Origin of the sequence: Streptomyces netropsis (genome assembly GCF_014203545.1) — a bacterium.
GTDB lineage: Bacteria > Actinomycetota > Actinomycetes > Streptomycetales > Streptomycetaceae > Streptomyces > Streptomyces netropsis.
In genome coordinates, this window is record NZ_JACHJG010000005.1 from 234456 (window position 1) to 258859 (window position 24404).

Genomic DNA, 24404 nt, shown 5'->3' on the forward strand with positions numbered 1-24404 from the left:
CTCAGCCCGTACCGCTTCCGAGAGGACAACAGTCATGCGAGGCGTCATCTTCGACGGCAAGCTGCCCCGCGTCGTCGACGACCTGGAGGTCCGCGCACCGGGCCCCGGCGAGGTCCTGGTCGCCGTCACCGCCGCCGGGCTCTGCCACAGCGACCTGTCGGTCATCGACGGGACCATTCCCTTCCCGGTCCCGGTCGTCCTCGGGCACGAAGGGGCGGGCGTGGTCGAGTCGGTCGGGGCGGGCGTCGTACACGTCGCGCCCGGTGACCACGTCGCGTTGTCCACGCTGGCCAACTGCGGCGTCTGTGCCGACTGCGACCGGGGACGGCCGACCATGTGCCGCACGTCCATCGGCATGCCCGGCAGGCCGTTCTCGCAGGGCGGCGGGAGAGTCTTCCAGTTCGCCTCCAACTCGGCCTTCGCGGAGTACACGGTCGTCAAAGCGGTCCAAGCGGTCAGGATTCCCCTCGACGTGCCCCTGACCTCCGCGGCCCTCATCGGCTGCGGCGTGCTGACCGGAGTCGGCGCCGTCCTCAACCGCGCGAAGGTGGCCCAAGGCGACTCGGTGCTCGTCATCGGCACGGGTGGCATCGGGCTCAACGTCCTGCAAGGGGCCCGGCTCGCCGGGGCGTCGACCGTCGTCGCCGTCGACGCGAACCCGGCCAAGGAATCGGTGGCCCGGCAGTTCGGCGCCACCCACTTCATCGACGCTGCCACCGCGCCCGACACCTCCGAGGCGGTCCGGGACATCCTCCCGAGAGGTGCCGACCACGCCTTCGAGTGCGTCGGCGACACCGGACTCGTCCGGCAGGCGATCGACCTGCTCGACCGGGGCGGCCAGGCGATCCTGCTCGGCGTGCCGCCCGCCGGCGCCGAAGCGGCCTTCCTCGTCTCGTCCCTGTATCTCGACAAGACGATTCTCGGCTGCCGCTACGGCTCGTCACGGCCTCAGCGCGACATCCCCCTCTACGCCCGCCTGTACCGCGAAGGCCGGCTGCTGCTGGACGAACTGGTCACCAAGACCTATCCGGTCGAGGATTTCGCCGACGCGGCGGACGACGCGCGACACGGCCGGATCGCGCGGGGTGTCCTGACCTTCACCTGCTGACCAGGCGGCTGTCCCCTCACCCCGGTGCCGGCCTCCGTCAGGTGCCGTCAGCGACGTGCGGGTGCCGCCCGGAACGTGCGCCGGTAGACGGTCGGCGAGACACCGAGCGCCGCCTGCAGATGCTGTCGCATGGATGAGGCCGTTCCGAAGCCCGCGTCCCGCGCCACCTGATCCACGGAGAGGTCACTGTCCTCCAGCAGGTGCCGTGCGCGTTCCACCCGCTGCTGCGTCAGCCACTGCCCGGGGCTGATGCCGACCTCCTCACGGAAACGTCGCGTGAAGGTCCGCACGCTCATCGCCTCCTGCGCGGCCATGTCGCGCAGCAGGATCGGCTGGTGCAGCCGGGCCAACGCCCACGCTCGGGCCCCCGTGGTCGTGGCGAACTGGGGCTCGGGCACGGGCCGCTGGATGTACTGGGCCTGGCCGCCGTCGCGGTGCGGCGGCACGACGCTGCGCCGGGCGACCTCGTTCGCCACGGCGGTGCCGTGGTCGCGGCGCACCATGTGCAGGCACAGGTCGATGCCGGAGGCGACGCCCGCCGACGTCAGCACGTCGCCGTCGTCGATGAACAGGACGTCGGCGTCCACGCGGACCGCCGGGAACAGCCGCTGGAAGTGTTCGGTGCTGCTCCAGTGCGTGGTGGCCGGCCGGCCGTCGAGCAGTCCGGCGGCGGCGAGGACGTACGAGCCCGTGCAGATGGACACCATGCGGGTGCCGGGTCGGATGCCGGCGAGGGCGGCGGCCAGGTCGTCGGTCAGCCGCCCCTCGGTATAGGCGGGGCCGAGCCGGTAGGAGGCGGGTATGACGACGGTGTCGGCCTCGGCGAGGGCCTCGGGACCCCGCTCGACGGTGATCGAGAAATCCGCGTCGGTGCGTACCGGTCCGGGAGCGAGCGCGGCGGTCACGATCTCGTAGAGCGGCTCATCGGTGGCGGAGCGGGCCCTGCCGAAGATGCGGTAAGGAATGCTGAGTTCAAAAGGGATCACACCGTCCAGAGCCAGCACGACGACCCGGTGCGGCCGGCCACCGGCAGGCGCCTCGGTGTTCTCGGCCCTCTGGGAACTCGCGTCGGACACGCGCTGGCCGAAGGGGACACCGGAACGGTCGGCGGTATCCGTTTCCCTGGTCTGCGACATGCTCCTACGCCCTTCGTGCGGTTCCCGATCGGCTCTGCCCCTGACTGACAAGGCTCCCGCGGACCGGCGCATTCCCGGCGCCCCGCCGGATGCCGCCGGCGGAGGTTTACCGGCCCTCGCGCTCCTGACGGCCGGAGGCCGCGCCTCCTCGGCAGAAACGATGGCCCGATCCTTGCGGTAGCTGTCACTTGGGCCACTCGATCCGATGAGGCGGTGCGCTTGATCCTGATGACGTGACCCAGACAACCGAACTCCCCGCGTCGTCAGGCGGCGGATCCACGCACCCCGGCCGCCGGCCGCGCGTCCACCGGGCCTGGTTCGTCGCGGCCGTGTCCTTCGTGACGATCATCGGTGCGGCCGGGTTCGCCTCCCTCCCCGGTCTGCTGATCGAGCCGTTGCACACGGAGTTCGGTTGGTCGCGGGGGACGATCGGCTTCGCGGTCTCCGTCAATCTGGCGCTCTACGGACTCACCGCCCCCTTCGCCGCCGCCCTCATGGACCGTTTCGGCATGCGCAAGGTCGTCGCCTGCGCGCTGACCACGATCGCGACCGGTGCCGGCCTGACCGTCTTCATGACGACGAGCTGGCAGCTCGTCCTGTGCTGGGGTGTGCTCGTCGGTCTGGGCAGCGGCTCGATGGCGTTGGCCTTCGCGGCGACCGTCGCCCATCGGTGGTTCGTGGCCCGCCGCGGTCTGGTCACCGGCATCCTCACGGCAGCCGGCGCGTCAGGACAGCTGGTCTTCCTGCCGCTGCTCTCCTGGATCGTCGAGCGGCACGGCTGGCGGCCCGCCGCCGTGATCGTGGCCGCCGTCGCCCTCGCCGTCGTCCCCTTCGTCCTGTTGCTGATGCGCGACCATCCGGCGGACGCGGGCCTCGCGCCGTACGGCTCGACGACGTACGTGCCGAAGCCGCTCCCCGTGGCCGGGGCTGCCCGCCGTGCGGTGACCGCCTTGCTCAAAGCGGCTCGAACCGGACCGTTCTGGCTGCTCGCGGGCACCTTCGCCATCTGTGGCGCCTCGACGAACGGGCTGGTCAAGACGCATTTCGTGCCCGCCGCCCACGACCACGGCATGCCGACCACGGCCGCTGCCGGCCTGCTCGCGGTGATCGGCGTCTTCGACGTCGTCGGCACCATCGCCTCCGGCTGGTTCACGGACCGCTTCGAGGCGCGCCGACTGCTCGCCGTCTACTACGGGCTGCGCGGCATCTCCCTGATGTTCCTGCCGATGCTGCTGGCGCCGTCCGTCCACCCACCGATGATCTTCTTCATCGTCTTCTACGGGCTCGACTGGGTCGCCACCGTCCCGCCCACCATCGCCCTGTGCCGCGAGTACTACGGTGACGACAGCGCGATCGTCTTCGGCTGGGTGCTCGCCTCCCACCAGGTGGGTGCGGCTCTGATCGCCTTCCTCGGCGGCGTGGCCCGTGACGTCTTCGGCTCGTACGACCTCGTCTGGTACGCCTCCGGCGCGCTGTGTGCGGTGGCGGCGCTGATGGCCTTGATCATCCGCCGTCGGTCGGCCGTGGTGGTGTCGCCCGGCTGACGGTCGTCGCGCAGGCGTGCTGTGTGATCCCCGTTGCGATCGTCACCGGAAGCTTTGCTTCAGGGGCTTCGCCCTGTGAGGTGGGCTCTGGTCCGACGCAACCCTTCAGCCTCTGAAGGAATCTTTCTGGGAGAGAGGGGCGTAAATGACACAGCAGGCAGAACCGGACGCGATATCGGACGGGACGACGGCGGACGGTGCGCCCGAGGAGTCCCCCGGGGCATCGCGACAGGCGGCGCACGAAGACGGCTTCGGCGCGGCGTTCTGCGCGTCGATGGCCACCCTCTGTGTGGAGGCCGCCCTCGCCGGGACGATCGCCGTCCTCACGCTCCTCTCCCGGGAGCACGACGGGCTGCCCGGCAACACCCTCGTGATCGTCGCAGCGGTGCTGGTGGCCGCGCTCCTGACCGTATTGATCAGTGGTTTCGTCACGGCGGCCGCGGTGATGCCCGCGCTGGCGCTCGCACGCCGGGCCGCGCGGCGCGCGGGAAGACCCGAGGGCCCGCTGTGGGTCCTCGGGGCCGTGACGGCCGTCTCGGCGGTGGTGGTGGCGGTGTTCGGCGGCGTGGTGGCCCTCGGGAGCCTCTCGCTCGCCCCGCTCCTGACGTACCTCCTGTGGTGGGCCGCCCTCACTGTCGGCCTGCTGCCCGGTGCCCTGATCGCCCGGGTCGCCGCCCGGCGGGTCCGCGGGGGCAGCTCCGCGCGTACGGCCCGGCGGGTCGCGCGGGACGGCGGGCTCGCCTGGCTCGTCGTCGCGGCCCTCGGCGCGGGAGCGTACGGGACCGGCCTGGTGAGCGTGTACGAGCCGCCCCGGCTCGAGAAGTCGGACCTCGCCGGCATGTGGAGCGACGGCCGCGGCGGCAAGGTCGAGCTCGCCCCCGGCGGGGTCGCGACCGCCCACGGGCTCGACAACTTCGTCTGGGACGGCATGGGCAAGGACAGGGCGACGGACTGCGACGGCTCGGGGACCTGGACGGTGGTGAAGGACGGCGGGACGGTCCAGGGCATCTCCCTGCGTATCGCCCCGTGCGAACTCTCCCGTGACTGGAGCGTCAGCGGCACCGAGAAGGAGCCGCGGATCTTCCACGAGATCGGCAAGCCGGGTTCCGGCAAACGGTATGTGCTCAGGAAGGTCGTCAAACACGACAAGGGTGAGAAGTAGCCGGAGCGTGCAGCGGGCCGGGAGGTGCGGGGAGGGCGGATGCGCCCCCAGCGACGGCCGGCCGGCGGCAGTGGTTCCGGAACCTCGGGTTCAGGGGCTGAACGTGCCGAACGTGCCCCGATGGAACAGCAGCGGCCCCGCGGCCGCCGCCCCCTCGTCCGTCCCGAGTGCCTCGACGCGTCCGACGACGATGAGGTGGTCCCCGCCCGTGTGCACGGCGTGGATCACGCAGTCGACCCAAGCGGGTACGTCCGTGAGCCAAGGCGACCCGGTCACGGGCGACGGTTCGTGAGGCACACCCGCGAATTTGTCGGCCGCGCGCGAGCCGCTGATCGCGAAGGACCGGCAGAGCCCTCCCTGCCCGGCCCCGAGGACGTTGACGCAGAAGACCCCCGCCCTGGCGATGCGCGGCCAGGTCGTGGACGTCCGGGCGACCATGAACACCACCAGCGGCGGGTCGAGGGACAGTGACGAGAAGGACTGGCAGGCGAAGCCGGCCGGCGGTTCCCCGTCCGCACCCGGCGCGGTGACGACCGTGACGCCGCTGGCGAAATGGCCGAGGACGCGCCGGAACTCGTCCGGTGTCGGCGGAAGACGTTCGTCAGCCCGTACGGCCCGCAGCTCCGGCCGGGGCAGGGGATCGACAGGCCGCCCGGCGGAGGTCGGTGACCCCGTCGATCGCAGATAGCGCACGGCCGCGGCGGCCATCCCCGCGTGTCCCATCATGGACCCATTGAATCTGATGGTCTATCAGATAGGAAGCGTCCTGACGGGCCGAGCGTGCCTGTGGCCTCCCCCCCCTACCGCCCCCGGTACGCGGGGCTGCGGCGCTCCGCGAAACTCGCCACGCCCTCGATCGCGTCCGCCGTCGTCATATTGATCTCCTGAGCGGCGGCCTCGGCCGCGAACGCGGCCGCACGGTCACCGTCGAGGGAGGCGTTGACCAGCTGCTTCGTCAGCGCGAGCGTCCGCGTCGGACCGGCCGCCAGCCGCTCGGCCCAGGACCTGGCCGCCGCGGCGAGCTCCGTCTCCGGCACCACCCGGTTGACCAGCCCCAGACGCTCCGCGTCGAGGGCGGTGAGGGCGTCGCCGAAGAACAGCAGCTCCTTGGCCCGCTGCGGTCCGACCAGGCGCGGCAACAGATACGCCCCGCCGCCGTCGGGCACCAGGCCACGCCGTACGAACACCTCGATGAACCGCGCGGACTCGGCCGCCAGCACCAGATCGCAGGCCAGCGCGAGATGCGCGCCGAGTCCCGCGGCAGTGCCGTTCACGGCGGCGACCACGGGCTTCTCGCAGTCCAGCACCGCGCTGATCAGCCGCTGCGCCCCGCGCCGGATGGTGCGGGCCACGTCGCCCGGCACGCGCTCGGCGGGGGTGGCCACGGAGGTGGCACGCAGATCGGCGCCCGCGCAGAAGCCCTTGCCTGTGGCGGTGATGACCACGGCTCGGACGCCGGGGTCGGCGGAGTCCTGATCGAGCAGTGAAATGAGACGTTCGCGCTGGTCAGGGGAGATGGCGTTGAGTACGCCGGGCCGATTGAGGGTGATCGAGGCGACGCCGTTGTCAGTGGTGTGCAGTACCAATGAGTCAACGGATTCAGCGGGTTCGGTGCCCCCGGCGGATTCGGTGGACCCGGCAACGGGTTTTCCGGACCCGGGCCGTGTGGTCGGGGTGACGGGCCCGGTGACGCCGGAGGGCTCAACAGGTGTCTCACGGGGGGAGACGGTCATGGGGGAACTCCTTGTCCTGCGGGCGGTCGGGCGCGGTTCGGCGGCGGAGGCCGAGCGCTCAGCGGCAGAAGGCGAGCGCGTCGAGGGCCACCGCGCCCTGGCCCCGCTCCAGCACCAGCAGTGGATTGATCTCCAGCTCGGCGAGGGTGTCGCCCAGCTCCAGCGCCATGCGCTGCACGCGCAGGACGGTCTCGACGAGTGCGTCGACATCGGCCGGGGGAGCCCCTCGGACGCCGCTGAGCAGGGCGTGGCCCCGCAGTTCGCCGAGCATCGCGCGCGCGTCGCCCTCGCCGAAGGGCGGGACGCGTACGGCCGTGTCGTGCAGGGCCTCCACGAGCACCCCGCCCAGGCCGGCCGTCACGGTGGGGCCGAAACTGCTGTCGGGCGTGATGCCGAGGATCATCTCGACACCGCGCCCGACGAGTTGGCAGACCAGGATGCCGTCCAAGGGCAGCCCTTCGTAGCGGGCGATGTCGGTCAGCTCGCGATAGGCATCGCGCACCTGGCTGGCGGACGTCAGGCCGATCTTGACGAGGCCGAGTTCGGTCTTGTGGGTGAGCTGCGGACCCGAGGCCTTCATCACGACGGGGTAGCCGACCTGGGCGGCCGCGCGTACGGCCGCCGCTGCGCTGGTCACCAGCTGTTCGCGGGGGACGCGTATGCCGTATGCCCGCAGCAGCTGTTTCGCCGCGTGCTCGCTGAGCTGCTCGCCCGGGCGCATGAGCGCCTGTGCCTTGCGTGCCGAGGGGGACAGCGTGCGCGGAGCGTCGTCGAACGGGGAGCGGTAGTCGGCGGCGAAGCGGTGGTGGTCGAGATAGGCGCGGACGGCGGTGACGCAGTTGGAGAAGGTGCGGAAGGTGGCGACGCGGGAGGACCCGAGCAGGGTGGTGCGGTAGGCGTCCTCGGTGCCCACGGGCGAGCCCCACACCACGCACACCGGTTTGTCCGTCTCCTCCGCCGCGGCCACCAGGTCCCGTGCGAGCCGGTCGCTCATGGGCGGGAAGGGGCCGGTGATCGGACAGACGAGGACGCCGACGGACGGGTCGGCGAGGATGGCGTCGATGATCCGACGGCCGCGCCAGTCCCCGACGGGATGGCCGCCGTTGTCGATGGGGTTCGCGACGCTCAGGTACTCCGGTATCCACTCGTGGAGCTCGCGCTGCTTCCCGGCGGAGAGGGTGGGGAGCTCCAGGCCGGCCGCCGTGGCCAGGTCGGCGAAATGGGCCCCCGTGCCGCCGGAGATCGAATAGACGGCGACACCGGTGGACCGGGGCGGACGGGCGCGGGCGAGCAGGGCCGACGTGTCCTGGAGTTCGTCGAGTCCGTCGACGCGGATCACGCCGAACTGCCGCATGGCCGCGTCCACCACCTCGTCCGCGCCGGTCAGCTTGCCGGTGTGGGAGGCGGCCGTGCGGGCACCGGTCTCGGTGCGGCCGACCTTGACGGCGACGACGGGCACCCGGTGGCGGGCCGCGCGGTCGGCGGCGAGGAGGAAGGCGCGGCCGTCCTTGATCCCTTCCACATACGCGGCGATGGCCCCGACCTCGGGCCGGGTGGCGAAGTAGGAGATGAAGTCGGCGCACTCCAGATCCGCTTCGTTGCCCGTCGGGGCCCAGTGCGAGAGTCGGATTCCGAGCTCCTGGAGGGCGAAGACGGGGCGGCCCTGGTGGCCTGACTGGGTGATCAGCGCGATGGCCGGGCCGTCGAGGTCGGTGCGGAAGCGCTCGAAGGCGTTGAGGTTGGTGTTCGGTCCGAGCAGCCGGATCCCGGACGCCCGGACGGCGGCGGTGAGCCGGGCCTGGGCGGCGGCGCCCTCGGGCCCGGTCTCGGCGAAGCCGGAGGCGAAGGCCACGGCGAAGGTGACCTCGGCAGCGGAGAGTTCCCCGATGAGGGGCGTGGGGTCGCCGACGAGCAGGACGGCGAGGTCGATCTGCTCGGGCACCGCACCGATGGACGGATGGCAGGTGAGGCCGAAGACGCTCTTGCGCGTGGGATGCACGGGGTGGACGCGGGCGCCGACGCGCTCGGACCAGGCGATGAGCTGTCGGGTGATCCCGGTGTTCGGGCGGCCCTCGGCGTCCGAGGCGCCGATGACGGCCACGGTCTCGGGGCGGAAGAACCGGTCCAGGTCGGGTACGGCCGACTGCAGTGGCCGGCCGCTGACGTCCACGTCCTGGGCGGCGTCGGCCAGGCCGTGGACGGCGGGGCGGGGACGCTCACCGCAGGCCACCACGCGGGCGGTGCGGGAGGTGGTGGTGAGGGTGCCGTGAGTCGATCCAAGCATCGTTCTCGCCCACTCCTGTCCATGACCGATAGGCTGACGTATAGTCAGGCTACTCATCTGATGGACCGTCAGGAATGGTGTTGCCGCGGCAATAAGGGAGGGTGCCCCTTTGAGCGCGACGCCTCGCCCCTCCGGTGCGACGCCACGTTTCGACGTGCCCGAGATCGACGACTTCACCCGCCCCTACTGGGAAGCGGCCGCCGAAGGGCGGCTGCTGATACGCCGCTGCCGCACCGTGGGGTGCGCCCGCCCGCACCACTACCCGCGTGAGTTCTGCCCGTACTGCTGGGGCGAGGACGTCGAGTGGGAGGAGGCGAGTGGCCGCGCCACGCTGTACACCTGGTCCGTCGTCCATCGGAACGACCTGCCGCCCTTCGGCGAACGACTTCCCTATGTCGCCGCCGTGGTGGACCTCGCCGAAGGGCCGCGCATGATGACGGAGGTCGTCGACTGCCCGGAGGCCGGGCTGGGCATCGGCATGCGCCTGCGGGTCCGCTTCCGTGCGTGCGGTGACCCCGCTGTGTCGGTGCCGGTGTTCGGCCCGTACTGACGTGGTCTCTCAGGGCCAGAGGAGTTCCCTGGCCCAGGAGCCGTCCTCGGTGCGGCGGTATGCGAGGCGGACGTGCCGGCGTTGCTCGTCTCCTTGGAAGAACTCCACCTCCTCGGCTTCGAGCACGTACAGCGTCCAACTGTCGGCAGGTGCGTCGGGCTCCCGGCGGGCCCGCTCCCACGCCGCGTCCGAGGCCCGTGCCAGGTCCGAGAGGGAGGCCAGGGCCTCGCTCTGGTGTCCCACCAGAGCGGCGGCCAGGGCGCCCGTCGACCGCTTGGCCAGATCGGCCCGGCTCTCCGCCGCGCTCGCCGCCGTCACGGTGCCCCGCACACGGACCTGCCGGCCGACCGCCGCCCAGTAGAAGCCCAGCGCCGCCTGGGGCCGTACCGCGAGGTCCTGCCCCTTGTGGCTGGTCCGGTGGGTGGCGAAGTGCCAGCCCCGCTCGTCCGCGTCGTGCAGCATCAGGGTCCGTACGGACGGCCGCCCGTCCGCGTCCGCCGTGGCGAGGGACATGGTGTGCGGCTCGGGGGCGCCCGCCTCGGCCGCCGCACGCAGCCACTGCTGGAAGAGGGGCAGGGGATCGGCGGGTGCGGAGCCGGGGTCGAACCGGGGGAGTTCGGTGTCCCATACGCGCAGGGAGCGGAGGAGCTCCCGGAAGGACTCCTGCCGGTTGTCGTGCCGGTTGTCGTCCGAATGACTGCTCATGAGCCCCATCTAACTCCCCGCGCCCCGCATCTCTCGTCGCCCGTGCGGCGGACACGCGTCTCGGCGGGCGGCCCCGGGACTCGGCGGGCGGACCCGGGACTCGTCAGTCCCGGCCCAGCACCACGGTGCCCGACGAGCAGAACCAGCCGCCCGTCCCCGAGGCGACGGCGAGCCGGGGGAGCCGCCCGCCGTCCTTGCGCACCTGGCGGCCTGCCTCCACCTCGCCGCGCAGCTGCCGTACGGCCTCGACCAGCAGGAACAGACCGCGCATGCCGGGGTGACAGGCGGAAAGGCCGCCACCGTCCGTATTGACCGGCAGCTCGCCGCCGATCAGCAGCCGCCCGCCCTCCACGAAGGCGCCGCCCTCGCCCTTCGCGCAGAAACCGAGGTCCTCCAGCGTCACGAGCGTCATGTAGGTGAAGGCGTCGTACAGCTCCGCCACCTCGATGTCCTGGGGGGTGACTCCCGCCCGCTCGAACGCCCGCCGTCCCGAGACGGCCGCCGGGGACACCGTGAAGTCGGCCCACTCGGACATCGTCGTATGGGAGACCGCCGTACCGGCGCCCAGTACCCACGCCGGAGGCTTCGCCGTGTCCGCCACGTACTCCTGTGCCGCCAGCAACACCGCGCAGCCGCCGTCCGACCGTATGCAGCAGTGGAGTTTGGTGAAGGGGTCGGCGATCAACGGTCCGCCGAGGACGTCGTCGACCGTGATCGGATCGCGGTACATGGCCTGGGGGTTGTGGGCGGCATTGGCGCGGGTTTGAACGGCGACGTCGGCAAACTGCTCGAGCGTGGTGCCGTACTGGTGCATGTGGCGGCGGGCCGCCATCGCGTACTTGGCGACGAGCGTGTGCCCGTACGGCATCTCGAACTGCGCGGGCCCCCGTGTGCCGAAGGAGAGGTTCGCTCTGCGGCGGCCCGCCTTGAGGTCGGCGCGGGCGGTGGAGCCGTAGACCAGGAGCACCGCGTTCGCGTGGCCCGCCGCGATCGCGTCGGCCGCGTGGGCGGCCATGACCTCCCAGGTCGAGCCCCCGACGCCGGTCGAGTCCACCCAGGTGGGCCGCAGCCCCAGGTACTCGCCGACCTCCAGGGGGGCGAGCGTGCCGAGCCCGGCCGAGGCGAGGCCGTCGACGACCTCCTTGTCGAGACCCGAGTCGGCCAGGGCGCGGCGGGCGGCCTGGGCGTGCAGGGCGTAGGGCGTGGCCGTGTCGACGCGGCCACAGTCCGAGAGGGCGACGCCGACGACGGCGACCTTGCGGGGTCCGGGACTCATGAATCTGACGGTACATCAGAAAAGGGCTGTGAAAGTGCGGTTGGCCTCTCTACCATGACGCCCCGTCAGTCAGGGGAGGAGCTCGCCGATGGACGCCTCGCTGAGCGAGGAGCAGCACCAGATCAGGCGCACTCTGCGTGAACTGCTGCTCAAACACTGTGGCCCGGACGACGTCAAGGCCGCGGTCCGCACCGAGATCGGCTACGACCGGAGTCTGTGGCGTCGCCTCGCGGAGCAGCTGGGGCTGCCCGGGTTGGCGGTGGAGCGGCGGTACGGGGGAGTGGGGTGCGGCCCTACCGATCTGGCGCTGGCGAGTGAGGAGACCGGCCGGGCGCTGCTGCCCTCGCCACTGCTGGCCACAGCGGGCCTGGCGGCGCCCCTGGTTGCAGCCCTGGGCACGCCCCGGCAGCGTGCGGAGCTGCTGCCGCGGCTCGCGGCCGGGGAGCTGACGGCGGCACTCGCGGTCCCGGGCTGCACCCTGCCGGCGGCCCTCGGGCTCACCGGGCCGAACGACGGCGCATGGTCCGGTGGCGGCCGGGCGGGCGGGGTGCAGGGGCGGCCGGTGGAGGGCGGCCGGAGCTGGCGGCTGTACGGCGAGGCCCGCCAGGTCCTCGACGGTCACTGTGCCGGCCTGCTGCTCGTCGCGGCACACGCCGGCGGGTACGCGCGCAGCCGCACCCTGCTGTTCGCCGTGCGGCCGCAGGAAGCGCGTGGCGTGGTCCGTACGCGGCAGACCGCCTTGGACGAGACCCGGCCGCAGGCCCGGATCGAGCTGCGGGACACGGAGGCCGAGCTGCTGGGCGCGGACCCGGACTCCGCCCCCGCCCTCGCCGACGACGTGTGCGGCGCCCTGACCGCCGTGGGTGAGCGCGTGGCGGCCGTGGTGGCGGCCGAAGCGGTGGGGGCGGCGGAAAGGGCGCTGGAACGGACGGTGGAGTACGCGCGCGTGCGGGAACAGTTCGGCAGGCCGATCGGGTCGTTCCAGGCGGTCAAGCACCGGCTGGCGGACCTTTACGTGGCGGTGCAGGCGGCACGCTCGGCCGCGTACTACGCCGCATGGGCCGTGGGCCGCGACCCGGATGCCGAGGCCGCCCCCGGGCGGGGCGAGGGACTGCGGCCCCAGGTTTCGGCCGCGGCCGTCCCGCCACCGGGGCACGAGAGCGCGCGGGTCGCCGCCGGGCTCGCGCTGGCCCAAGCGCTGGAAACGGCACGGATCGTGGCGGGAGAAGCCGTCCAACTGCATGGAGGTATCGGCGTGACCTGGGAACACGATGTGCAGCTGCACTTCAAGCGGGCCGCATCGGACGAGCTGCTCTTCGGCCCCGTGCACCGGCTGCGGGAGCGCGCGGCGGAGGCGGCGGGGCTGTTTGGCGCGGGTACGGGCCGGGAAGCGGTGGCCCTGTGACGGCCGCAGTGGAACGCTTCGTGCAGAAGATGTCCTCGACCCGCGCGTTCGCCCGGGTCGCACCGCACTTCGTGCCGGCGCTCGATCGGACCCTGCACCGGCTGACCGGCGGGAAAATACTGCTCAGCGCCCGGATGCTGCCGAGCCTCCTGCTGACGGCCAGGGGTGCGAAAAGCGGGCTGGCCCGGCGGACGCCGCTCGCCTGCATGCCCGAGGGAGACGGTCCCCGCGGCTGGATCCTGGTCGGCAGCAACTTCGGCCGTCCCGGGCATCCCGACTGGACGGCGAACCTTCTGGCGCACCCGGACGCGGAGATCAGCTGGAGGGGGCGGGACATCGCCGTACGGGCGCGGCTGTTGCGCGGGGCGGAGCGGGAGGCCGCGTGGGCGGCGGTGGTGAAGTTCTGGCCTCCGTACGCGCGCTATCAGGCGCGTGTGGAGCGGGAGATCCGGCTCTTCCGGCTGGAATGGAGGTAGCCGCGCGACATCGTGAGCGGTGCGCGGGAGACGACGTCCCCTGTCGGATTGCGCCGCGGCGGGCCGCCTGGGGCCGAGCCCGGGTGGCCCGCCGCTGCGATGACAGGACGTGCGAGGCGCGCTACGGCGCTACTTGGTCGGCTTCTTGCCCGTGATGCCGAGGTGGACGAGCAGGGCGAGGTTCGGCTTGAGTTCGGCCTGCTTCACACCCCAACTCTGGAAGCCCTTCTGGTGCGAGGCCACCGCGGCGAGCATCGCGACGAGCGAACCGGCGACGGCCGCCGGGCTGACGTCCTTGTCCACCTTGCCCTTGGACTGGAGTTCCTTGACCGAGTCCGTCAGGGAGTTGGTGACGGCGTTGAGGATCTTCATGCGGATCTTGTAGAACCGCTTGTCGCCTTCGGCCGCTCCCAGATCGACGACGCGCAGGATGGCGTCGTGCTTGCGCCAGAAGCCGAGGAAGCCGTCGACGAGTTCTTCGGCGGCCTGCCAGCCCGACTTGCCGACCCAGGAACGCCCGGCGACGAGTTCGGTGAGGGTCGCGCCTTCCTTCGCCATCTCCTCGGCGATCTCGAGGACGGCGCCCTCGACGTCGGGGAAGTACTGGTAGAAGGTCGCGGGAGAAGTCCCTGCCTTGCGGGCGACGTCGATGACCTTGACGTCGCGATAGGGCGAGGAGCTGAGCATTTCGCTGAGGCAGTCGAGCAGCTTCTGCCGCGTCGCCTGTCCGCGTCGTCCGGCCACCCGGCCGTCGACGGTGCGTACTTGTCCTGTCATGCCGTCAGCTTACCGAGGGGTGATCGGAGCGCGATTCGGCCGCATGCAAATGGGGGCGGGGGTGTGAGACCGGGTGTACCCCCTGATCAGGGGGGTTGCGGGGGCCGCGAGGGAGGTCGGAGCGGATTGGCCCGTACCGGTGAATCCTCTTATCAACAGGCTGTGGACAACGCCGTCGAGCGGCACTGCCCCGCCGTTATCCACAGGCCGCGCGGGATCCATGATCCCCCTATAGCGTGGCAGTCGTAACACCTCGGGAACGGGCATGGAAGGAGCCGACCCATGAGCACGGACTCGGATGAATTCTCGGAAGGCATGCCGTGCTGGGCGGACGTCACACTGCCGGACCTCGAAGCGGGCAAGCGCTTCTACGGTGAGCTCCTCGGCTGGACCTTCGACGTCGGCACCGCCCGATTCGGGTACTACACGCAGGCCTCCCGCGACGGCAGGAAGGCCGCGGCCCTGGTGCCCAAGACCGACGGCCGGATGCCGACGGCCTGGGGCGTCTACTTCGCCTCGTCCGACGCGGTGGCCACGGCCGGCCGGATCGAGGCCGCGGGCGGCCGGATCATCGTCGGGCCCATGGGCATCGCCGACTTCGGCCGGATGGTGGTGGCAGCGGACCCCGACGGCGCGGTCTTCGGTGTCTGGCAGGCGGGCAGCCACCGAGGCTTCGAGCTGCGCGGCGAACCCGGTTCCTACGGCTGGACCGAGGTGTACACCCGCGACCCGAAGGCGGTCGACGCCTTCTACGAAGCGGTCTTCGGCTTCGAATCGACGGATGTGAGCGAAGAGGCGGGCATGGAGTTCGCCATATGGACACCCGCCGGGAAACCGGCCACGCCGGAGCATGCTGTGGGGGGCCGGGCCGTCCTCGACGACAGCTTCCCGGCGGAGATGCCCGCGCACTTCCTGACGTACTTCGTGGTCGACGGTTGCGACGCGGCGGCGCACGCGGCGGTCGGCCTGGGCGGGCGGATACTGCGCGAGCCGCAGGACACGCCCTACGGACGCTTCGCCGTGCTGGCCGACGACCAAGGCGCGAGCTTCGCCGTCATCGACCTCGCGCGGGTGCGGCAGGGTTAGCGGAGCGGGGCCCACGGGCCGGTGCGAAGAGCGGGAACGGGAGCGGCCGAGACGACGGGGAGGGGTGCGGGACGGGCCGTTCCGCATGTGGTGGAGACACGACGAAGCGTGCCCCGGGTTCGCAACCGTGGCCTTCGCCAGGAAGAATCAGGTTGCGTACCCCGGGATAATTCGCGGTGATGCGCTGCACGGGGCTGGAACCCTTCAAGCCCCCACGGGGAGGTGGCAGGCCAGTGGTGGAGCAGCTTACGCAGCACGACCCGAGACGGATCGGCCCGTTCGAGGTGCTCGGCCGACTCGGTGCCGGCGGCATGGGGCTGGTCTATCTCGCCCGCTCGGCGTCCGGCCGACGGGTCGCGATCAAGACGGTGCGCACGGAGCTCGCGGAGGACCAGCTCTTCCGGGTGCGTTTCACCCGTGAGGTGGAGGCGGCCCGCGCGGTCAGTGGCTTCTACACCGCCGCCGTCGTCGACGCCGACCCACGGGCGGCCGTGCCATGGCTGGCCACCGCGTATGTGCCCGCGCCCTCGCTCGAGGAAATAATCAATGAGTGCGGGCCGCTCCCGGCCCAGGCGGTGCGGTGGCTGGCGGCCGGTATCGCGGAGGCGCTCCAGTCCATCCACGGCGCGGGGCTCGTGCACCGCGACCTCAAGCCGTCGAACGTGCTGGTCGTGGAGGACGGGCCGCGGGTCATCGACTTCGGCATCGCCTCCGGGGTGTCCAACACCCGGCTGACGATGACCAACGTGGCGGTCGGCACCCCCGCGTACATGTCACCCGAGCAGGCACGGGACTCCCGGAGCGTGACGGGCGCCAGCGACATCTTCTCGCTGGGCTCGACGCTGGTCTTCGCGGCGACCGGGCACGCGCCCTTCCACGGCGCGAACCCGGTGGAGACCGTCTTCATGCTGCTCCGCGAGGGCCCCGACCTCGGCGGCCTGCCGGACGAGCTGCGGCCGCTCATCGACTCGTGCATGCAGATGACGGCCGAGCACCGGCCGAGCCCCGCGGACCTCCAGTCACAGCTGGCCCCGCACCTCTTCGCCTCCGGCGGGGGCGACGACAGCGGCACCGCGTCCGCATGGCTGCCGGACAACGCCGTCTCCCTGATCGAGCAGCGCCGGGCCGGGCACCGGCCCGCGGCGGCGGGCGCGGGGGCCAGGGGCGGTGCCAGGAGCCGTCCCAGTGCCCCGCCGCGGCCTCCGCAGCCGCCGACCCCGGCGCCCGGGCCCGCCGCGTCGTACGACCCGCAGGGCGGGCACGCGAGGAGCGGCCCGGGCTGGGGCGAGGGACACGCGGCGGGCGCCGGTGCCGTCGGTGCCGGCTCCGGCCGGTCCGGCATGGTCGGCGCGCGTGACCCGCGCGGTGGCCTGGGCGGTCCGCACGTGGCCGCCGCCACCGGACCGGTCGGCGCGCAGGGCCGGCATGCCGCCGCGCCCGTCGTGTCCGCCCCCGACGGCGCCGTACGGCTCCCGGGCTCGCAGGTGCCGATCGGCCCCGGCCCCCGGGTCGCGGGCGCGGGCGAGTCGCACGCCCGGACGGGCACCGGGCCCGCGACGGGCTGGGTGCGTCCCCCGGCCGGGGCCCCCGCCGCCGTGCCCGTGCAGAACCCGGCGCCCACGCCGGACACCGGTGCCAACACCCAGGGCGAGCCGGGGCGTTGGCGCCCCTGGCGGTTCCGGATGTCCAACGACGTCTGGGGCACCCCGACGGTCGCCGGCGACCTGCTGTACGTCACGTCCTTCGAGGTGCACGCCCTCGATGTGGCCAGCGGTCGGCGGCAGTTCAAGACCCGGGACGTCGCCTGGGCGATGGCCGTCGCGGACGGCCGCATCCACGCCTCGGACGGGCCGACGCTGTACGCGCTGGACGCCACCGACGGCGCCGAGCACTGGCGGCTGGCGACGGACGGCTGGGTCTACTCCCTCAAGGCCGACCGCGGGACGATCGTCACCGGTACGCGCGGCGGTGGCGTGCAGGCGTGGGAAGCCGCCAACGGCGAATTGCTGTGGGAGGCGGGCGGTCTCCAGACCGACTTCGAGACGCCCGACTGCGGGCCGTTCGTGCAGGACGGCACGGTGTACGTGTGGGCCGACGCCCGCCTGAAGGCGCTCGAGGCCCGTACGGGCGCGGAGCGCTGGTCGTACCCGATCGGCGACGCCGCCTCGTGCGGTGGCGTGCCGGTGCGCTTGCTGGCGGCTCCGGACGGGGTCGTGTACGTCGCGGCCGGTACGCGCGTGCTCGCGATCGACGTGGCCCGCGGTGACGTGCGCTGGCGGTTCGAGGCGCCGGCGGTCTTCCTCAGCCCGCCCGCCTTCGCGCCCGGGCCCGCGGTGACGGGCGGCGGTGTCTACATCGCCGACTATCTGGGCACCGTGTACGCCTTGGACGCGGCGACCGGCCGGGACCGCTGGCGCATCGCGACGGAGGCCCGCCAGTCGACGGAGCCGGTGCTCGTGGCGGCCGGCTCCGTGCACCTGGGCAGCGGCGGGGCGCTCTACACCCTGGACGCCGTCACCGGCACGCCCAAGTGGCGCTTCGCCGCCGGCGGCGACGTCGTGGGTGCCCCGGTCGTCGCCGACGGCCGGGTCCACTTCGGTTCCGCCGACCACTGTCTGTACACGGTCGACGCGGCGGGCGGGCAGCTCCGCTGGAAGCTGGCGACGGGCGGCGAGATCACGGGCTCACCGGTGGCGACGGGCGGCGTGGTCTACGCGTGCAGCAAGGACCGCTGTGTCTACGCCCTGGACGCGGCCAAGGGCACGGGTCTGTCCCGCCGCTGAGCCGCTGACCTCGTCGGCCGGGGCAGGGCCACGGGCAGGCCACGGGCGGGGGCGATCCGGCCTGTGGCCCGCCGCGCCCGCCGTCGGCCCGCCGCGCGCCCGCCGCCAGGTCGTCATCGGGTGTCGGGAGGCGGTGAGGGCCATGGAGGCGGGGTGGTCGGCGGGGGGTAGGGGAGAGGCTGGGTGTCGTAGGGCTCCTGCGGGTCGTCGTAGGGGCCCGGCGCGCTGTACGGGCCGTACGGGTCGTACGCGCCGGGCGGCGGCTCGGGAGTCGGGGCGGGCGCGAAGGCGTGGGAGTGCCGGGGACGGCGGCGGGGCATGACGACGGCGGCCAGGAGCAGCACGGCACCGCCGGCGGCGGCCGCGGCCACGCCGGTGTTCAGCCCTTCGCCCCGCGCCCCGACCGTGAGGGAGCCCGCCGCCTGGCCCTGCCGGACGGCCCACAGCACCGTGAGGCCGAGGACCACCAGGCCCGTCAGGCCGACGAGCAGCCGTGACCGCAGCACCAGCCCCATCAGCGTCACGATTGCCGTGATCAGCATCGGTGCGAAGAGCGAGCCGGCCAACCGGGCGTGGTCCCCGGTGACACCGTCGGCGCGGAAGAGGTCCACGACGAGGTAGTCCTTGCCCCGCCGGTCGCCGTACCAGGGGCGGAAGGGGCTCCAGACAATGGCCACCACGCCGGCGAGCGCCACCAGGGAACCGATCGCGTTGCGCAACGTCGCCATGACACGACGCTACGTCCGCGCCCCGGCGCCCGCCATCCGCGGCCGCCCGTGACCGTCCGCCGCTCAGCGCAGGCGGTACTCCCGGTCACGGGCGGCGAAGAGCCCCGCCTGGCGGTCCGGCGGCAGATTGCCCAGGGAGATCAAATGCGGTGCCAGGGCGAGCGCCCGTTCGCGTGCAGCCTCCTTCGCCGCCCACAAGGCCCGCACGGTGCCCTGCACCGCCTCGGTCGGGTAGGAGGCGATGACGGCGGCGGCGCGCAGGGCCGCGGCGACGGCCTCGCCCGGCGGGGTCAGTTCGGAGACCAGACCGATCTCGTACGCGCGGCGCGCGGAGAGCCGCTCCGCGGTGCCCATCAGCGCCAGCCGGGCCGCTTCGCCGAAGGGCATGCGCTGGGCCATGTAGAGCGATTCGTAGGCGCTGACCATGCCGTACGAGGTGTGCGGGTCGAAGAACGTGGCGTTCTCCGACGCCACGACGAACTCGGCCTCGCCGAGCAGATAGAACGCCCCGCCGCAGGCCATGCCCCCGACCGCGGCGACGACCGGCTTCCACAGGTCGGCGGCCTTGGGACCGACGGTCAGGAGCGGGTCGTCCAGGCAGTACGGGGAGGCGGGCTGCGGGACGTCGACCGCGCGGTCGAGGCCCGTGCAGAACGCGCGCTCTCCGGCCCCGGTGAGCACGACCGCCCGCACGGTGTCGTCGCGGCGGAGGTCGCGCCACAGGGCGTGGAGCCGGTCGGCCGTCGCGAGGTCGATCGCGTTGTGCCGCTCGGGCCGGTCGAGGGTCACGAGGGTGACGCCGTCCCCGGCGGCCTCCGTGCGCACCGTCATGGGCGCTCCAGCAGCCAGCGGGGCACGGTGACGCCCTCCGCCAGCTCGGTGAAGGCGACGACGACGGGGGCGCCGATGCGCAGCCGGGCCGGGTCGACGGAGTCGAGCGCCGCATCGGGGGCGGCCACCAGATTGCCCACGAGGCGGATGCGCGGGTCGTCGGCCAGCTCGACGACGATGACGTTGTACGGGGCCTGGTCGGCGTAGGCGGGCAGCAGGGGCGGGTGGGGCCGGACGAACGACCAGATGCGGCCACGGCCGCTCGTCGCACGCCACTCGCTGTCGAAGGACTGGCAGCGCGGGCAGCAGGGGCGGGGCGGGAAACGCGGTTCGTGGCACCCGGCGCAGAACTGGACGCCCAGCTCACCGCGGGCGGCGAACTCCCAGAAGGGCGCGCCGTCCTCGTCCGGCACGGGCAGCAGCGGCCCGTTGTCGGTGGTGCCCCTCATGATGGAGGACATGAGCACTCAACTCCTCAGCAGAAGTGCCGAAGTGGGGACGCCCTCGCCCGCCGTGACCAGGCACGTCGTGGCGTCGGGGACCTGCGCGGTGGAGCTGCCGCGGAGTTGTCGGACGCCCTCGTTGATGAGGTTGAAGCCGTGGACGTAGGCCTCGCTGAGTCCGCCGCCCGCCGTGTTGATCGGGAGTCGGCCGCCGATCTCGAGCGCACCGCCCTCACTGAAGGCCGCGCCCTCTCCGCGTCCGCAGAAGCCGTAGCCCTCCAGGGAGAGCGGTATGAGCGGGGTGAAGGCGTCGTAGATCTGCGCGACGTCCACGCCTTGCGGGCCGAAGTCGGCGTTCTTCCACAGGTGCCGGGCGGCGGTCCAGGAGGGGCCGGTCAGCGGGTCGTCCGTCCAGTAGTTGACCATGCCGTGGTGCTGGGCGGGCAGGCCCTGGGCCACGGCATGGACGTACACGGGGCGACGGCGGCAGTCGCTGGCGCGTCGCGCGGAGACGACCACGCAGGCCAGGGCGCCGTCCGTCTCCAGACAGTTGTCGAAAAGGCACAGCGGCTCGCTGATCCAGCGCGAGTCCATGTACATCTCGCGGGTCAGCGGTCGCTCGTACATCATCGCCGCGGGGTTCTGGTTGGCGCGGTTGCGGCAGGCCAGTGCGACGTTGAAGAGATGGTCGCGGGTGGCGCCGTACTCGTGCATATAGCGGCGGGCGAGCATCGCGATCTCGTCGGCGGGTCTCAGCAGCCCGTACGGCCGGGTCCACTGGCCCGGGGTGGGGAGCTGGGTCCGGGTGTTCCGCCACGGTCTGGGGCCGGAGCCGCGCTTGCGGGAGCGCCAGGCGACGCCGACGGTCGCCTGTCCGGTGGCGACGGCCAGGGCCAGATGCGCGATGGTCGCGCAGGAGCCGCCGCCTCCGTAGCCGACCTGGGAGAAGAAGGTGACGTCGCCCGCCCCGATGGCCTTGGCGATCTCGACCTCGTCGGTCTCCTCCATCGTGTAGGAGGCGAAGGCGTCGACCTCGGAGGGCGGGATGCCCGCGTCGTCGAGCGCGGCGAGGATCGCCCGGCAGGCCAAGGTCTTTTCCGAAGCGGGGAGTTGCCGGGCGAAGGGGGTCTGTCCTATGCCGACGATCGCAGTAGCGTCCTTGAGCGTTGCCGCCATCGCCACCTCCGTGCTGTCGGTGTGCACACTGCTGACAGCGCGGAAGGCTATCGCTAATCTGACGACGAGTCAGCTATGGGGCCGGGTGCCCGGCCGGTCGGGTCGCTGCCCGCCCGAGGGGCCGCCCCGGCCGGGTGCGGGGGAGGGTGTGCGATGCGCGGCGACCTGGAATTCACCTCCATACCCCTGCTGGTCCGTACCGCCGCCCAGCGGTACGCCGACCGGGAGGCCGTGGTCGAGGGCAGGACCCGGCTCAGCTACCGGCAGCTCGGAGAGCGCGTCGAGCGGGCCGCCGCCGCGTGCCTCGCCGCCGGGGTCGAGCGGGGCGACCGCGTCGCGATCTGGGCCCCCAACACCCTGGACTGGATCGTCTCCGCCCTCGGTGCCGTCACGGCCGGTGCGGTCCTCGTCCCCGTCAACACGCGCTTCAAGGGCGCCGAGGCGGCTCAGGTGCTGGCGCGCACGCGCGCCCGGCTGCTGTTCGTCACCGGCACCTTCCTCGGCACCTCGTACGTCGCCGCACTGCGCGCCGCCACCGGTGGCGCGGCGGAGGGCGGAAAGGGCGGCCCGCTGTCCGGTCTCCCTCATCTGCGCGATGTCGTCGTCCTGGCCGAGGACGCGCCGGCCGATTTCCGTACGTGGAAGGAGTTTCTCGCCGCCGGCGGGGCGATACCCGGTTCGGTCGTACGCGCCCGGGCCGACGCCATCGGGCCGGGGGAACCCTCCGACATCATCTTCACCTCCGGCACCACGGGCGAGCCCAAGGGCGCGGTCGTCACCCATGCGCAGACGCTGCGGACCTTCGGCGTCTGGAGCGAGCTGGCCGGGCTGGCGGAAGGGGACCGCTATCTGATCGTCAACCCCTTCTTCCACACCTTCGGCTACAAGGCGGGCATCATCGCCGGCCTCATGCGCGGCGTGACGATGGTCCCGCAGCCGGTCTTCACGGCGGACACGGTGCTGGCCAACATCGCGGCCGAGCGCATCTCCGTGCTGCCCGGTCCGCCCACACTGCACCAGTCACTGCTCGACCATCCGGCCCGGTCGGCGCACGACCTGTCGTCCCTGCGGCTGGTGGTGACGGGAGCGGCCGTCGTGCCCCGCCGCCTGGTCGACCGGTTGCGTGCCGAGTTGAGGATCGCGACCGTGCTGACGGCCTACGGCATGAGCGAGGCGACCGGCGTGGTGACGATGTGCCGACGTGGCGACCCGGCCGAGGTCGTCGCCCGGACGTCGGGCCGGGCCATCCCGGACACCGAGGTCAAGGTGGTGGGGCCCGACGGTGCGGGCCTCCCGCCCGGCGAGCCCGGCGAGATCCTCGTGCGGGGATACCAGGTCATGCGCGGTTACTTCGAGGACCCGGAGGCCACCGCCCGGGCCGTCGACCCCGGAGGCTGGCTGCACACCGGCGACATCGGCGTCCTGGACGACGGGGGCAATCTCCGGGTCACCGACCGGCTCAAGGACATGTTCATCGTCGGCGGCTTCAACGTGTATCCCGCGGAGGTCGAGCAGTCGTTGGCCCGGCATCCGCAGATCGCGGAAGTCGCCGTCGTGGGAGTCCCCGACGCGCGCCTCGGCGAGGTGGGCAAGGCGTTCGCGGTGCGACGGGAGCGGGCGGCGGATGCCGCGGCCGGGGAGGGCCTCACGGCCGGTGCGCTGATCGCCTGGGCCCGTCGGCAGATGGCCAACTACAAGGTTCCGCGCGAGGTCGAATTCGTCGCCGAGCTACCGCGGAACGCCTCCGGGAAGGTCCTCAAGAGGCAGTTGCGGGAGCGTGGCCAGGCCGCGGGTCCGGCGCACGCGCCGGACGCCCCGGGCACGGGTGCGTAGGGAACGTGTGGCCTGATTTCGCTGCCCGCCGACGGGTGTCCGCCGATCGGTGTCCGCCGACGGGGCCCGCCGAAGGCGGCCATCAGGGTGCCCGTCGACGGGAGGGAGCCTGGCCGGGGCGCCTGTGGCGGCACTCGCCCCGGTGTCGGGCGGGGAGGGCGCGGTCGGGTGGACGTACCCCGTCCGGTCCCTGTGCCGACCGTGCGGAGCCGCGATGTTCACGACCGGCCGCGCCTCCCGCGGAGCGCAACCCTTCGCCGATGCCGGGCGCTTCACGCGCCCGCCGGACCGGGCTCGATCGGGCCGGGCCGGGCAGGCCGGAACCGGGCCGGGCGGGGCCGTGCCGGATCGGCGTGGGCGCGCGTCAGCCCAGTCGGACGTCGGTGGTGTGGTCGTCGGCGCCACCGGTGGTGTGGTCGTCCTGCGGACCGTTGCCCGCCGGCGACTGCAGGGCCAGCACACCGCGTTCCTGGGAGGTGGTGTGGTCGTCGGCCGCGGCCGGCAGGGCGGCGACGGCCACGCCGACCGCCGCGAGGGCGAATATGGCGAGGGCCTTCTTGGTGCGGGTCATGGTGCGCGTCATGGTGACTCCTCTGCTGGGGGTGGCTGTGCACTTCTCAGTGAACGTATCGGCGGGGAAGCGGGCATACGCGGTTTTGGGCCGGAAAGCAGCGGGTCCGGGCGCGTTGGGCCGTGCGCCGCAGCGGGGGACCCACGAGATCGTGGCTTTGCGGCGTACGGGCGTGGGCGGTGCGATGGGCACCGGCTCACTTCGCCCGTACGCCGTGGGCGACAACGCCGCAGGGGCCCGCGTCGACGGCTCCCCCTCCGTGCCGTCGACGCCGGCCCCTGTCGGTCCCCCGTTGCGAGTCCCCCCGGTGGACCTCGATCCCCCGTGTTCCCCCGTGCTCCACCGGGAGGGACTGCTGATCGGTCGGGAGTTCCGCATGCCCCCCCGGGTCGGGACCCACGACCGATCAGTCGCGCTCGATCAGAAAGGCTTCTCGGTCGTGGCGTGGTCGTCCTGCACCACGAACGGCGGCTTACCCGTCGCGTGGTCGTCCATCGGCGCGGCGAGCGTGCCGCCGGTGGCGTGGTCGTCCTGCGGTGTGGCTATGACGGGCTTGAGCGTCTTCTTCTTGTCGTCGCTCATGGCGATCAACTCCCGTTGGTCAGTGCGAGTCGTGTGGTGTGATGGGGATTGCGTAACCCGCCCGGCGACTCCCCCGAGGACCGCCGGACGGGCATGTTAGGGCTGTTCACCCTAGAGGTGAGGCCTCACCTACGACCCGCCTGCCCCCCGACGCGACGGATCGACATGGATAAGACTGACGGGCCGCGATAAACGATCGATGAACGGCCACGTGA

General features: G+C 72.6%; 22 protein-coding genes. 9 read left to right on the top strand and 13 right to left on the bottom strand.

The genetic code is table 11. From position 1 onward, the window contains the following. Positions 1–34: 34 nt before the first annotated feature. Entirely contained in the window at positions 35–1108 is a 1074-nt protein-coding gene (locus FHS38_RS14585; RefSeq protein WP_184733948.1) for a Zn-dependent alcohol dehydrogenase, read from the top strand. A 47-nt stretch (positions 1109–1155) separates the two neighbouring features. Here the strand turns inward: FHS38_RS14585 and FHS38_RS14590 are convergent, their stop codons facing one another. Continuing rightward, entirely contained in the window at positions 1156–2244 is a 1089-nt protein-coding gene (locus tag FHS38_RS14590; RefSeq protein ID WP_184733949.1) for a GlxA family transcriptional regulator, read from the bottom strand. A gap of 233 nt (positions 2245–2477) precedes the next feature. On the opposite strand from FHS38_RS14590, the gene FHS38_RS14595 reads away from it, so the two are divergent. Both FHS38_RS14595 and FHS38_RS14600 read left to right on the top strand, forming a co-directional pair. Beyond that, positions 2478–3788 carry an MFS transporter gene (locus tag FHS38_RS14595; protein ID WP_184733950.1) on the top strand — a complete coding sequence of 437 codons (1311 nt, stop codon included), beginning with the start codon at positions 2478–2480 and terminating at the stop codon, positions 3786–3788. A gap of 145 nt (positions 3789–3933) precedes the next feature. After that, entirely contained in the window at positions 3934–4950 is a 1017-nt protein-coding gene (locus FHS38_RS14600; RefSeq protein WP_184733951.1) for a hypothetical protein, read from the top strand. Between the two features lie 90 nt (positions 4951–5040). Here FHS38_RS14600 and FHS38_RS14605 read toward each other — a convergent pair whose 3' ends face one another. The 3 genes from FHS38_RS14605 to FHS38_RS14615 form a co-directional block, all read right to left on the bottom strand. Continuing rightward, on the bottom strand, positions 5041–5676 hold the full coding sequence (locus FHS38_RS14605) for a flavin reductase family protein (RefSeq protein ID WP_229822472.1): 636 nt from the start codon (positions 5674–5676) through the stop codon (positions 5041–5043). Positions 5677–5750: 74 nt separating this feature from the next. Beyond that, positions 5751–6683: an enoyl-CoA hydratase/isomerase family protein gene (locus FHS38_RS14610; RefSeq protein ID WP_184733952.1), complete on the bottom strand. Its 933-nt coding sequence runs from the start codon at positions 6681–6683 to the stop codon at positions 5751–5753. Positions 6684–6741: 58 nt separating this feature from the next. Beyond that, on the bottom strand, positions 6742–8967 hold the full coding sequence (locus FHS38_RS14615; RefSeq protein ID WP_184733953.1) for an acetate--CoA ligase family protein: 2226 nt from the start codon (positions 8965–8967) through the stop codon (positions 6742–6744). A gap of 109 nt (positions 8968–9076) precedes the next feature. On the opposite strand from FHS38_RS14615, the gene FHS38_RS14620 reads away from it, so the two are divergent. Further along, positions 9077–9517 (top strand): Zn-ribbon domain-containing OB-fold protein, encoded by a 441-nt coding sequence (locus tag FHS38_RS14620; protein ID WP_184733954.1) that lies wholly within the window; start codon positions 9077–9079, stop codon positions 9515–9517. A 9-nt stretch (positions 9518–9526) separates the two neighbouring features. Here the strand turns inward: FHS38_RS14620 and FHS38_RS14625 are convergent, their stop codons facing one another. Together FHS38_RS14625 and FHS38_RS14630 are read right to left on the bottom strand one after the other, a co-directional pair. Continuing rightward, on the bottom strand, positions 9527–10222 hold the full coding sequence (locus FHS38_RS14625) for a pyridoxine/pyridoxamine 5'-phosphate oxidase (protein WP_184733955.1): 696 nt from the start codon (positions 10220–10222) through the stop codon (positions 9527–9529). A gap of 103 nt (positions 10223–10325) precedes the next feature. Beyond that, positions 10326–11498: a thiolase C-terminal domain-containing protein gene (locus FHS38_RS14630; RefSeq protein WP_184733956.1), complete on the bottom strand. Its 1173-nt coding sequence runs from the start codon at positions 11496–11498 to the stop codon at positions 10326–10328. Positions 11499–11586: 88 nt separating this feature from the next. On the opposite strand from FHS38_RS14630, the gene FHS38_RS14635 reads away from it, so the two are divergent. Next, the gene (locus tag FHS38_RS14635; RefSeq protein ID WP_184733957.1) at positions 11587–12903 is read left to right on the top strand and encodes an acyl-CoA dehydrogenase family protein; all 1317 of its coding nucleotides are present in this window, start codon (positions 11587–11589) and stop codon (positions 12901–12903) included. A 29-nt stretch (positions 12904–12932) separates the two neighbouring features. After that, complete coding sequence (locus tag FHS38_RS14640; protein WP_184734176.1) at positions 12933–13379, top strand: nitroreductase family deazaflavin-dependent oxidoreductase; 447 nt, start codon at positions 12933–12935, stop codon at positions 13377–13379. Positions 13380–13508: 129 nt separating this feature from the next. On the opposite strand, the gene FHS38_RS14645 is transcribed toward FHS38_RS14640, so the two are convergent. Continuing rightward, positions 13509–14156, bottom strand: coding sequence for a TetR family transcriptional regulator (locus tag FHS38_RS14645; RefSeq protein WP_184733958.1), 648 nt, complete (start codon positions 14154–14156; stop codon positions 13509–13511). A gap of 282 nt (positions 14157–14438) precedes the next feature. On the opposite strand from FHS38_RS14645, the gene kbpA reads away from it, so the two are divergent. Next, the gene (gene kbpA / locus FHS38_RS14650) at positions 14439–15242 is read left to right on the top strand and encodes an AfsK-binding protein KbpA (protein WP_184733959.1); all 804 of its coding nucleotides are present in this window, start codon (positions 14439–14441) and stop codon (positions 15240–15242) included. Between the two features lie 233 nt (positions 15243–15475). Further along, complete coding sequence (gene afsK, locus FHS38_RS14655) at positions 15476–18025, top strand: protein serine/threonine kinase AfsK (protein ID WP_184733960.1); 2550 nt, start codon at positions 15476–15478, stop codon at positions 18023–18025. Positions 18026–18138: 113 nt separating this feature from the next. Here afsK and FHS38_RS14660 read toward each other — a convergent pair whose 3' ends face one another. From FHS38_RS14660 to FHS38_RS14675, 4 genes are all read right to left on the bottom strand, one after another. Further along, positions 18139–18753: a hypothetical protein gene (locus tag FHS38_RS14660; RefSeq protein ID WP_184733961.1), complete on the bottom strand. Its 615-nt coding sequence runs from the start codon at positions 18751–18753 to the stop codon at positions 18139–18141. 63 nt (positions 18754–18816) lie between these two features. After that, entirely contained in the window at positions 18817–19584 is a 768-nt protein-coding gene (locus FHS38_RS14665; RefSeq protein WP_184733962.1) for an enoyl-CoA hydratase/isomerase family protein, read from the bottom strand. Continuing rightward, the gene (locus tag FHS38_RS14670; protein ID WP_184733963.1) at positions 19581–20045 is read right to left on the bottom strand and encodes a Zn-ribbon domain-containing OB-fold protein; all 465 of its coding nucleotides are present in this window, start codon (positions 20043–20045) and stop codon (positions 19581–19583) included. Before FHS38_RS14670 ends, FHS38_RS14665 begins: the two co-directional genes overlap by 4 nt. A 6-nt stretch (positions 20046–20051) precedes the next feature. Then, positions 20052–21203: a lipid-transfer protein gene (locus FHS38_RS14675; protein ID WP_184733964.1), complete on the bottom strand. Its 1152-nt coding sequence runs from the start codon at positions 21201–21203 to the stop codon at positions 20052–20054. Between the two features lie 153 nt (positions 21204–21356). Between FHS38_RS14675 and FHS38_RS14680 the strand changes: the two genes are divergently transcribed. Continuing rightward, positions 21357–23036 (top strand): FadD3 family acyl-CoA ligase, encoded by a 1680-nt coding sequence (locus FHS38_RS14680; protein WP_184733965.1) that lies wholly within the window; start codon positions 21357–21359, stop codon positions 23034–23036. A gap of 364 nt (positions 23037–23400) precedes the next feature. Here FHS38_RS14680 and FHS38_RS14685 read toward each other — a convergent pair whose 3' ends face one another. Together FHS38_RS14685 and FHS38_RS14690 are read right to left on the bottom strand one after the other, a co-directional pair. Continuing rightward, positions 23401–23619 carry a hypothetical protein gene (locus tag FHS38_RS14685; protein ID WP_184733966.1) on the bottom strand — a complete coding sequence of 73 codons (219 nt, stop codon included), beginning with the start codon at positions 23617–23619 and terminating at the stop codon, positions 23401–23403. A gap of 408 nt (positions 23620–24027) precedes the next feature. Next, positions 24028–24189 (bottom strand): hypothetical protein, encoded by a 162-nt coding sequence (locus tag FHS38_RS14690; RefSeq protein ID WP_184733967.1) that lies wholly within the window; start codon positions 24187–24189, stop codon positions 24028–24030. Positions 24190–24404: the final 215 nt, after the last annotated feature.

Excerpts from the sequence above, each read along its gene's own strand:
- FHS38_RS14585 (WP_184733948.1), top strand. The coding sequence starts at position 35 with ATGCGAGGCGTCATCTTCGACGGCAAGCTGCCCCGCGTCGTCGACGAC.
- FHS38_RS14590 (WP_184733949.1), bottom strand. The coding sequence starts at position 2,244 with ATGTCGCAGACCAGGGAAACGGATACCGCCGACCGTTCCGGTGTCCCC.
- FHS38_RS14600 (WP_184733951.1), top strand. The coding sequence starts at position 3,934 with ATGACACAGCAGGCAGAACCGGACGCGATATCGGACGGGACGACGGCG.
- FHS38_RS14605 (WP_229822472.1), bottom strand. The coding sequence starts at position 5,676 with ATGATGGGACACGCGGGGATGGCCGCCGCGGCCGTGCGCTATCTGCGA.
- FHS38_RS14610 (WP_184733952.1), bottom strand. The coding sequence starts at position 6,683 with ATGACCGTCTCCCCCCGTGAGACACCTGTTGAGCCCTCCGGCGTCACC.
- FHS38_RS14615 (WP_184733953.1), bottom strand. The coding sequence starts at position 8,967 with ATGCTTGGATCGACTCACGGCACCCTCACCACCACCTCCCGCACCGCC.
- FHS38_RS14625 (WP_184733955.1), bottom strand. The coding sequence starts at position 10,222 with ATGAGCAGTCATTCGGACGACAACCGGCACGACAACCGGCAGGAGTCC.
- FHS38_RS14630 (WP_184733956.1), bottom strand. The coding sequence starts at position 11,498 with ATGAGTCCCGGACCCCGCAAGGTCGCCGTCGTCGGCGTCGCCCTCTCG.
- FHS38_RS14635 (WP_184733957.1), top strand. The coding sequence starts at position 11,587 with ATGGACGCCTCGCTGAGCGAGGAGCAGCACCAGATCAGGCGCACTCTG.
- FHS38_RS14640 (WP_184734176.1), top strand. The coding sequence starts at position 12,933 with ATGTCCTCGACCCGCGCGTTCGCCCGGGTCGCACCGCACTTCGTGCCG.
- FHS38_RS14645 (WP_184733958.1), bottom strand. The coding sequence starts at position 14,156 with ATGACAGGACAAGTACGCACCGTCGACGGCCGGGTGGCCGGACGACGC.
- kbpA (WP_184733959.1), top strand. The coding sequence starts at position 14,439 with ATGAGCACGGACTCGGATGAATTCTCGGAAGGCATGCCGTGCTGGGCG.
- FHS38_RS14660 (WP_184733961.1), bottom strand. The coding sequence starts at position 18,753 with ATGGCGACGTTGCGCAACGCGATCGGTTCCCTGGTGGCGCTCGCCGGC.
- FHS38_RS14665 (WP_184733962.1), bottom strand. The coding sequence starts at position 19,584 with ATGACGGTGCGCACGGAGGCCGCCGGGGACGGCGTCACCCTCGTGACC.
- FHS38_RS14670 (WP_184733963.1), bottom strand. The coding sequence starts at position 20,045 with ATGTCCTCCATCATGAGGGGCACCACCGACAACGGGCCGCTGCTGCCC.
- FHS38_RS14675 (WP_184733964.1), bottom strand. The coding sequence starts at position 21,203 with ATGGCGGCAACGCTCAAGGACGCTACTGCGATCGTCGGCATAGGACAG.
- FHS38_RS14680 (WP_184733965.1), top strand. The coding sequence starts at position 21,357 with ATGCGCGGCGACCTGGAATTCACCTCCATACCCCTGCTGGTCCGTACC.
- FHS38_RS14685 (WP_184733966.1), bottom strand. The coding sequence starts at position 23,619 with ATGACGCGCACCATGACCCGCACCAAGAAGGCCCTCGCCATATTCGCC.
- FHS38_RS14690 (WP_184733967.1), bottom strand. The coding sequence starts at position 24,189 with ATGAGCGACGACAAGAAGAAGACGCTCAAGCCCGTCATAGCCACACCG.